At 72.4% G+C, this 740-nt stretch carries 1 protein-coding gene; it reads right to left on the reverse strand.

The window, feature by feature from the left end:
* The coding region (locus GSE44_RS25105) for an SDR family oxidoreductase (protein ID WP_159351544.1) at positions 1 to 740 on the reverse strand (740 nt) is incomplete at both ends.

Genomic DNA, 740 nt, shown 5'->3' on the forward strand with positions numbered 1-740 from the left:
CCCTGTCCACGCGCAGGGGCCCATTGCAGGTGCTGCCCCCCATCAAGGGCGATCATCTGCCCGGTCATGGCCGGGAAGGAAAGGATGGCCATCACGGCCCGCACCACCTCCTCCGGGCTCGATCCACGGCGCATGGGCGTGCTCTCGCACTGGGCGCGGAACTGCGCCTCGGTCTGGCGCGTGCTGGGCAGCGTCGGCCCGGGGCCGATCCCGTTCACCCGGATCCGCGGCGCCAGCGCCAGGGCGAGGGACTGCGTCATGGCCCAGAGCCCGGCCTTGGAAATCGTGTAGCTGACGAAATGCGGCGTCAGCGACAGCACCCGCTGGTCCAGCATGTTCACCACCGCCCCCTCCGCCCCCTCGGGCAGGGCCAGCGCCATGGCCTGGGTCAGCACGAAGGGCGCGCGCAGGTTCGGCTCCAGATGCGCGTCCCAACCCGCGCGAGTGGCGTCGTCCCATTCGTCACGCTCGAAGCGGGACGCGTTGTTCACCAGCACACCGACCGGCCCGAGCTTCGCCGTCGCGTCCGGGATCAGCGCCTCCACCTCCGCCTCGCGCGAAAGGTCGGCCCGCAGCGCCACCGCCTGCCGCCCCAGGGCGCGGATGGCGGCCACCACCTCCTCCGCCTCCGCCAGGCTGCTGCCGTAATGCACGGCCACGTCAAAGCCGGCCTCCGCCAGCCCGAGCGCGATGGCACGGCCAATGCGCTTCGCGGCGCCAGTCACGAGGGCTGCTCGGGG

Source organism: Muricoccus harenae (assembly GCF_009848505.1).
GTDB lineage: Bacteria > Pseudomonadota > Alphaproteobacteria > Acetobacterales > Acetobacteraceae > Roseomonas > Roseomonas harenae.